The sequence below is a fragment of the Lutimonas sp. genome (genome assembly GCF_051011215.1).
GTDB lineage: Bacteria > Bacteroidota > Bacteroidia > Flavobacteriales > Flavobacteriaceae > Lutimonas.
The window spans coordinates 25517-33645 of sequence record NZ_JBPCUJ010000113.1; the positions used below are offsets into that span (position 1 = coordinate 25517).

Genomic DNA, 8129 nt, shown 5'->3' on the forward strand with positions numbered 1-8129 from the left:
ATATATACAAATCATATGCCTTATAATGTAATTATCACCGGAGCAACGGGAATGGTGGGCAAGGGTGTCCTTTTCGAATGCATGGATCATGTTGATATCGGAAAAATCTTATTAGTGAACAGGTCATCGGTCGGTATTACGCATCCAAAGGTCCAAGAAGTTTTGATCGAAGATTTTTTTAATCTTGATTCCATCAAAGAAGAAATGACTGGTTATCATGCCTGCTTTTTTTGTTTGGGAATTACCTCTATTGGGCAAAGTGAAGTCAATTATTCAAGAATCACATACGATCTCACTTTAAAATTCGCCAACCACTTTTTAGAAAAAAATGCCAGAAGTATATTTTGCTATGTGAGCGGTACCGGCACTGATAGCACTGAGAAAGGACGATCCATGTGGGCTCGTGTGAAAGGAAAAACTGAAAACGACCTGCTTGCCCTGGAATTTAAAAAGGCATACATGTTTAGACCAGGTTATATTCAGCCGCTACGTGGAATTAAATCAAAAACCAATTGGTATCAGGCCTTATACAATGTTTTCAAACCCATTTACTTCATTCTTAAACATTTTCCATCCACGGCAACAAACACTACCAATATGGGACTTGCCATGATACACACGCTTGATGGAAACTATCCAAAAACCGTTCTTGAAAACAAAGAAATTAACCAATTATCCAATGCTGAACATAAATCTTAAAAAAGGATTGATTCGTTTATTTTTGATGATCTCATGTTATGCGATCTTCCTTGTTTCTTGTGGTCAATCAACCAATAATTCAACAACAGATGCAGTGGAGGAACCGGAGGGTAGCGGAACCATTGAAAGGCCAAACATTTTATGGATCGTTGCTGAAGACATGAGTGAATACCTACCATCTTTTAGAGACTCAACTATTGTAACACCCAATCTTAGCAGGTTAGCGGCCGAAGGAATCTGTTATGATAATTTCTTTGCTCCACATCCCGTTTGCGCTCCTGCAAGGGCGGCTATAATTACAGGTAGGTATGCAAATAGTATTGGCGCGAGCCATATGAGAACCGGACCCTGGTTTGGTGGTAGACCCTCGACAGAGGCGCTTCAAAATTATCAGAACAATGCCATGCCGAAAAATATCACTGCTTACGAAGCAGTGCCACCACCTGAAGTAAAAATGTTTACCGAGTACCTGCGGAAGGCAGGCTATTATTGTTCCAACAATAGTAAAGAGGATTATCAGTTTATTAAAACTCCCACTGCCTGGGACGACAGTAGCAGCAAAGCCCATTGGAGAAACAGGGCATCAAATCAACCATTTTTTTCAATCTTTAACATTGGTATCACCCATGAATCTCAAATATGGCGCAAACAGAAAGATTCTTTATGGGTTGAAGCTGACCTAGAAGTTCCGGTTCCTCCTTATTTACCCGATACCGATATCGCCAAAAATGATATTCGCCGGATGTACTCCAACGTAAAAGAAATGGATGCCAGGGTTGGTGAAATCTTAAAAGAATTAGAAGCTGATGGCTTGCTGGAGAACACCATCATATTTTGGTATACCGACCATGGCGGACCCCTTCCCAGACAGAAAAGATTACTTTATGATTCAGGAATTAAGGTTCCCATGATTATTCGATTTCCTAATTCCATAGCAACAAAGGATCGGGATAGTAGCATGATTAGCTTTATTGATTTAGCGCCAACTCTTTTATCGATTGCCCATATCAAACCACCTGCCTATATGCAGGGAAATGCCTTTTTAGGAAATTATCAGCCAAGTCAGAAACCAACCTATGTTTTTGGTGCGGCCGACAGGTTTGATGCCTCTTCAGATAAGATACGTAGTGTTAGAGACAAGCAGTTTAAATATATCAAGTACTATAACACGAACAAGCCAATGTATCTTGAAGTGAGCTATCGCAATCAAATGCCAATTATGCAGGAATTGCTCAGGTTAAGAGACCAGGGAGACCTCAGTGAAAATCAGGCTTTATGGTTTCGAAAAAACAAACCTGAGGAAGAATTGTTCGATATTCTAAATGATCCGCACGAGATCAATAATTTAGCAAATAACCCTGCCTATCAGTCAAAGCTGGTTGAGCTAAGGCAGGCATGTGAAAAATGGGTTACAGATATAAACGACACAGGACTACTTCCCGAAGAAGAACTGGTATCGATCATGGTCCCGAATGGTGTTCAGCCTAAAACCGCCAATGTAAGGGCACTGAATACCAATGGAGCTCTGAAACTAGAATCGGATACAGAGGGGGCTTCCATTGGATACAAAATAATTAATGACAGTATGAATACCAATGAGCTTCCCTGGATGCTCTATGAGAAACCTATACCGTTGAATTCAGGTCAGAAGCTACAAACAATAGCCCATAGAATTGGCTACCTGCCAAGTGACATAGGCCTTCATAATCAATAGCACATGAACCACACATTGAAAACAACATTATTGATCATAGTTACCCTGGGAGGTATTCATTTTTCAACCGCACAAAAGGGAGAAAAAATACCCATAATTATTGATACGGATGCCAATAATGAAATTGATGATCAGCATGCCCTGGCCTATGCACTATTCAATCAAGATGTTTTTAACATCAAAGGCATCACTGTGAATGCCACATATAATGGTGGCAATATTAACAAGCACTATGAGGAAGCAAAACGGGTACTGGATCTTTGTGAAGACAAGAGTAATATCCCAGTGATAATAGGTGCTGACAAGGATTTTGAAACTATCAAGAATTCTTTAAACGCCTCCTCTTTTGACGGAAAAGAAGCCGTCGATTTTATCATTAAGGAAGCCTTGAAAAACGAGGAAGAGAAATTAGTCATCATCGCTATTGGGAAATTAACAAACATAGCACTTGCTGTGAAAAAGAACCCTGAAATTTCGAAGCATATACGTTTGGTATGGCTAGGCTCCAATTATCCCGAACCAGGAGAGTATAATCTTGAAAATGATATCCCTGCAATGAATTATCTTTTAAGAGATACCATACCTTTTGAAATAGTTACGGTGCGCTATGGCAAAGCCAACGGTACAGATGCTGTTAAAATTACCAAGGCACAGGCCGCTGAAAAAATTAAAGGCTATGGACCGATCGTTTCTACATCTGTAGCAGGGCGACATGGAAATGAATTTGACCGCTTTGGAGATTATGCAATGGACCTCTATCATCATATTGATTATTATGGTCATCCTCCATCAAGATCCTTGTTTGATATGGCTGCGATAGCCATTGTTAAAAACCCCTCATGGGCTGGGTCTAAAACACTTTCTGGTATTGAGATGAGAGGTGAAAAATGGATTCAATCAGATCAAAATTCCAGAGAAATACTGCTCTGGGAAAATTTTGAGAAAGAAGCAATACTCAACGATTTTTTCGATACTTTGAAGGATGTTAGCAAATAAAAAAGGCTCCTAAGGGAGCCATTTTTATTCTTAAAGTATTTTTTCATTATTTACTTTTCTCGTCAAATTGTTTCGCCAGTTTTTCAGAATATTTCGGCGCTACTTCAGATGCTGACTTAGGATCGGTAATATTAACAGATATGACTGCCACCATTTGGTCTCCAGGTCTGTCTAAATCAAAAACTACAGACTCTAACTTATAAATATCTGACTCATAGGTTCTCGAAGAAGCTGGCATATAGGATCCTCCATAACCATAAGGAGAGTAGTAAGACCCATAATAACCATTAAAACCACCGTAATAACCGCCATGATAACCTCCGGTAGTTGTGGTATTTATTTCTGTTTTCATATCCTTGATCACCGTCAATACAATTCCATTGATTCCTTCTTTCTTCAAATCGTCCACCAGGGCATCAATCTGATCCGGTGTCATTTTCAGGTTCAAATTCAAATCCGGAAATTTTTTATAACTCTCTACGGCATCTACCCCTCTGGCTTGGAATTGCTTTACAATTTCCTGTTCGAAACGTTGTCTTCCAACCACATCATCAACACGAGCCATTACCAAAAAATGATCCGACTTCGATTCTGCAATATCCGGCGCCTTCCAGGAATCTGTTACTGAGACCGATGGCCCGCAGCTAGCAAACATGAACATTACAATTAAAAGTGTGCTTAATCCAACTATTTTTTTCATCATCTAGATTTTTAAATTCTTATCGATTCATTATTAAGTACTTGTTAAAACAAAAATACAAATTTATAGTCGTAGCTACCTCTTAAGACTTTCATAAAAAAAAAGTGCCTTCCTAAAAAGGTGCTATTCAAATTGTGCGAATACCTTATCCGCATATTTTGGCGCCACTTCTGCAGCAGATTTTGGATCAGTGATCTCAACAGATACCACCGCTATTAACTGTTTATTCCGTTCTCTTTCCAAATCATAGGCAACAGACTCCAAATGATATTTTTCAGAAGTATAGGTTCTTTGAGAAACTGGAATATAGGCCCCTGAATAGCCATAAGGCGAATAAACAGACCCAAAATAATCTCCAAAATACCCATAGTCTCCGTAATAATCTGGGTAATATCCCACACCTACTCCTACTCCTGATGAACTGGTTCTGGTTTCAGAAGTGGCATCCTTGATAACGGTTAATACGATACCATTAAACCCTTCGGATTGAATACCATTGACCCAACGATCAATTTCTTCTTCCGTTAACTGCAGTAAAACATTCAATGAAGGGTATTGTCTATAACTTTCAACAGCTTTCACTCCCCCAGCCCTTAATCTTTCCGCAATTTCCTGCTCAAACCTTTGTCTACCTGCCTGATCATCAACCCTTGCAATTACTAAATATTGTTCTTCTCTTGCTTCGTCAATATCATCTGCCTGCCAGGCATCAGTCACTTTTACAGACGTTCCGCAATTCACGGTCAACAGAAAAATTGATACCAATAATGCCGTTTTTATAATTTTCATAAAGATTTTATTTAAATTTTTGATCTTGCAAAAATACTCAAAGTCTAACTAGAAAAATATTTATTTAAGTGATTTACGCTATATTATCTATAAGTTCTATTTTAGAGCATTCCAGATCAAACATGGAATAAATTCTAATGTCAGCACCACAAACTATTTTTCTCAACGCACTATTATGGACCCTGATGCTGATACCTCTCTGGGCATCGGCACAAATGAATGCGAATATTTCGAGAGCTGAAGAGGAAAATAATTTTATCAGCCTTTCGGGGAGTTATGGACAGGTGATACAAAGAGATGCCTGGTTTTACGGATTCAGCGGTGAATATAGCTGGCGATTAAACAAACTCCCTATAGGAATCGCCGGAAGCTTCATGTGGGACCAGGAGAAAGATATTACAAAAAACAAAGTTGTTAATACTTTTACTGCTGCTGTTACTTCATCTTACCTCATAAACGATAGATGGTCAGTCGGAACAGGTTTAGGAAAAGGGTTCATGGATACTGATAATCAGGACAGGAACTATAAATTTACAGATGGCGATTGGAGTACTGCTATTTTCTTTGGGTATCAAATACCACTTAATATTAAAAGTTCATTGGGTATTTCCACTTCCTACGAATACAATATGAGCGCCAGTGAAACTTCTTTTAGTATTGATTTGGCTTATGGTTTTAGTTTGTAAGTGAAAGCTTCAGAATATTTTCAATTGATATTAGAAAATTTATTATTTTGAGTCAGGTATATTAATCCCTGTATAAGTATGACTCGATTTTTAAAAACAACCAAGCATGAAATAGGGCTTTCACCCCAGGAACTTTTATTCAGAGGTCAAAAAAAAGAGGATGAAATTCAACTTAGGATCATAAATTTTGACGAATCTAAAGTAGATGAAAAGGCTATTAAGACGGCCCAGCAATTAAACAAATACATCAGCGACGAAAGCGTTACCTGGGTCAATATCGATGGACTTCATGATATTCATCTCATAGAAGAAATTGGCAACACGCTGGATTTAAGCGAGCTCCTTTTGGCTGATGTTCTTGAGACAAATGCACGCCCTAAAATTCAGGATCATGGTAATTGGATATTTATTTCTTTAAAGCTGGTTCAATACGATGAAATTAATAGTCATTTCACAGTTGAAAATTTAAGTCTCATTTTTAATGAAACTGTCGTAGTTTCATTTCAGGAAAAAAGAGGTAATGTCTTTGATCCTGTAAGGGACAGAATCAGGAATCACAAAAGAACGTTGAGAAGTTCAAAAACAGATTATTTAGTGTTTGCGTTGCTGGACACTGTTATCGATCATTATTTATACGTACTGAGTTTATTTGGTGAGAAAATTGAATCCTTTGAAGAAGTACTCATTGATAAGCCGGATAAAACTGTTATAGAAAAAATCAATTTGTTCAAAAAAGAATTGAATCATATTCGAAAGGGTATCAAGCCTGCCAAAGAAGTGATTCTATCTTTGTCTAAAACAGAATCTGAATTTATTGAATCGAAAAATGATCTACATTTTAAAGAATTGGTGAACAATATTAATCTGGCCGCAGACACCTTGGATAATTACCGTGAATTACTATCTGATCAACTCAACATCTACCACATGATTATTAGCAGCAAACTAAATGATATCATGAAATTTCTGACGATTTTTTCTGTAATATTTATCCCGCTAACATTCATTGCAGGGGTATATGGGACCAATTTTGACTTTATTCCCGAACTACATATGCAGTATGGTTATTTCCTGATGCTTTTGGTCATGCTGATCATTTCAGGTCTCATGCTTTATTATTTTAAAAGAAAAAAATGGTTGTAATTTATGGAAGGAGATCAATGTCCTTCATAAAAACTTTAGTTTCGGGTCGTACCTCTTTTGATCAGCGTTGTCTCGATAACCGTGGTAGCATATTCCAGTTTTTCATTATTAATTCGCTTAATAAGCTTGGAGGTGGCAACCCTCCCGATATCTTTTCCATGTTGACTAATAGTTGTCAACGGAGGATTACTGTTCATAGATAATAATCCATTGGTAAAGCCAATAATTGAAATTTCTTCAGGTACTTTCCTACCTAATCTCGAGGCAATATTTACAGCAGATATACCTGTAAGTTCATTGGCAGCAATTATCGCATCTACATTTTCGGCTTCCAAAATCTGCTCTAAATCACTGGAAAAATCCTTATACTCTTCAATGTGAAGAACGCGTTCCGAAAGATTCGGTCTTTCAGACAAGGCATGGGCGTAACCACGAAACCTATCTTTTCCAATAGAGGTGGTGCTTATAGGAGAAATAAAAAGGACATTTCGAGCTCCTGCATTAATTAAAACCTTGGTAGCATTATAGGTCGATTCAAAATCATTAATAACTACTTTGTCGCAATTTATTCTGTCATCAATTCTATCAAAAAGCGTTACAGGAATACCCTTTGAAATAAGTTCATTAACATGCTCAAACTTTCCTTGTTCCTGAGATTCTTTACACAAGGCCATAATAATGCCATCCACATTCCCCTGTGACAGCATATCTAAAGTGGCTTTTTCTTTGGCAAATGACTCATTTGAAAAACAAGTTAGGATATGATATCCCTGAAGACTTGCTTCTTTCTCTATGCCTCTTAATACACGAATAAAAAAAGGGGCTCTCATATCTGGAATAATTACTCCAAGAATCTTGGTTCTTTTCGTTTTTAAACCCTGAGCCAGCAAATTTGGAGAATAATTATACTTAATTGCGGCCGTCTTCACCTTCTTTTTAGTGGCTTCACTAATCTCGTAGCTATCATTTAAGGCTTTGGAAACTGTTGAAACAGACACCTTTAAAATCTTGGCCAATTCTTTAAGGGTAATCTTTTTGCTCTTCATTTTCTCGCTTATAATGATTTTTGTTGCGGGGTGAAGGTACTAAAAATTACAAAATGCCAATAAAGTTAATGTATAGGATTTGCATTACTAGTTTTTTGGCCATTTCATAAACTTTTCTATTACTTGTTCGGCCCATTGCTTCCTTGGTAGATTTCAAGTCTATTATTGATTATGAGTCCTTGAGATTGACAACTTTAGCGAACGAGCCGGATGGCGCCAGGATCGCCCGCCTTTCATTGCTCAAAAAACAATATAAAAACAAAAAAGCCTCAGAATAAACTGAAGCTTTTTTCTTGGTGCGGGCGAAAGGACTCGAACCTTCACACCGTGAGGCACTAGATCCTAAGTCTAGCGTG

8 protein-coding genes are annotated in these 8129 nt (G+C 37.8%); 5 read left to right on the forward strand and 3 right to left on the reverse strand.

Going from position 1 to position 8129, the window contains the following annotated elements:
* The first annotated feature begins 15 nt into the window (after positions 1 to 15).
* Genes ACR2MV_RS10835 through ACR2MV_RS10845 form a run of 3 tightly spaced genes read left to right on the forward strand, consistent with a single transcriptional unit; the run spans position 16 to position 3409 of the window.
* Positions 16 to 699, forward strand: coding sequence for an epimerase (locus ACR2MV_RS10835; protein WP_434021933.1), 684 nt, complete (start codon positions 16 to 18; stop codon positions 697 to 699).
* Positions 680 to 2413, forward strand: a complete 1734-nt coding sequence (locus ACR2MV_RS10840; RefSeq protein WP_434021934.1) for a sulfatase family protein — start codon at positions 680 to 682, stop codon at positions 2411 to 2413. Before ACR2MV_RS10835 ends, ACR2MV_RS10840 begins: the two co-directional genes overlap by 20 nt.
* Before the next feature lie 3 nt (positions 2414 to 2416).
* A complete protein-coding gene (locus tag ACR2MV_RS10845; protein WP_434021935.1) occupies positions 2417 to 3409 on the forward strand; it encodes a nucleoside hydrolase in 993 nt (330 codons plus the stop codon).
* Positions 3410 to 3455: 46 nt separating this feature from the next.
* Here ACR2MV_RS10845 and ACR2MV_RS10850 read toward each other — a convergent pair whose 3' ends face one another.
* Complete coding sequence (locus tag ACR2MV_RS10850) at positions 3456 to 4109, reverse strand: hypothetical protein (protein WP_434021936.1); 654 nt, start codon at positions 4107 to 4109, stop codon at positions 3456 to 3458.
* Between the two features lie 123 nt (positions 4110 to 4232).
* Positions 4233 to 4898: a hypothetical protein gene (locus ACR2MV_RS10855; protein ID WP_434021937.1), complete on the reverse strand. Its 666-nt coding sequence runs from the start codon at positions 4896 to 4898 to the stop codon at positions 4233 to 4235.
* 137 nt (positions 4899 to 5035) lie between these two features.
* On the opposite strand from ACR2MV_RS10855, the gene ACR2MV_RS10860 reads away from it, so the two are divergent.
* Positions 5036 to 5584, forward strand: a complete 549-nt coding sequence (locus ACR2MV_RS10860) for an outer membrane beta-barrel protein (RefSeq protein WP_434021938.1) — start codon at positions 5036 to 5038, stop codon at positions 5582 to 5584.
* A gap of 78 nt (positions 5585 to 5662) precedes the next feature.
* Positions 5663 to 6727, forward strand: a complete 1065-nt coding sequence (corA, locus tag ACR2MV_RS10865) for a magnesium/cobalt transporter CorA (RefSeq protein WP_434021939.1) — start codon at positions 5663 to 5665, stop codon at positions 6725 to 6727.
* 35 nt (positions 6728 to 6762) lie between these two features.
* Here the strand turns inward: corA and ACR2MV_RS10870 are convergent, their stop codons facing one another.
* On the reverse strand, positions 6763 to 7773 hold the full coding sequence (locus ACR2MV_RS10870; RefSeq protein ID WP_434021940.1) for a LacI family DNA-binding transcriptional regulator: 1011 nt from the start codon (positions 7771 to 7773) through the stop codon (positions 6763 to 6765).
* Positions 7774 to 8129: the final 356 nt, after the last annotated feature.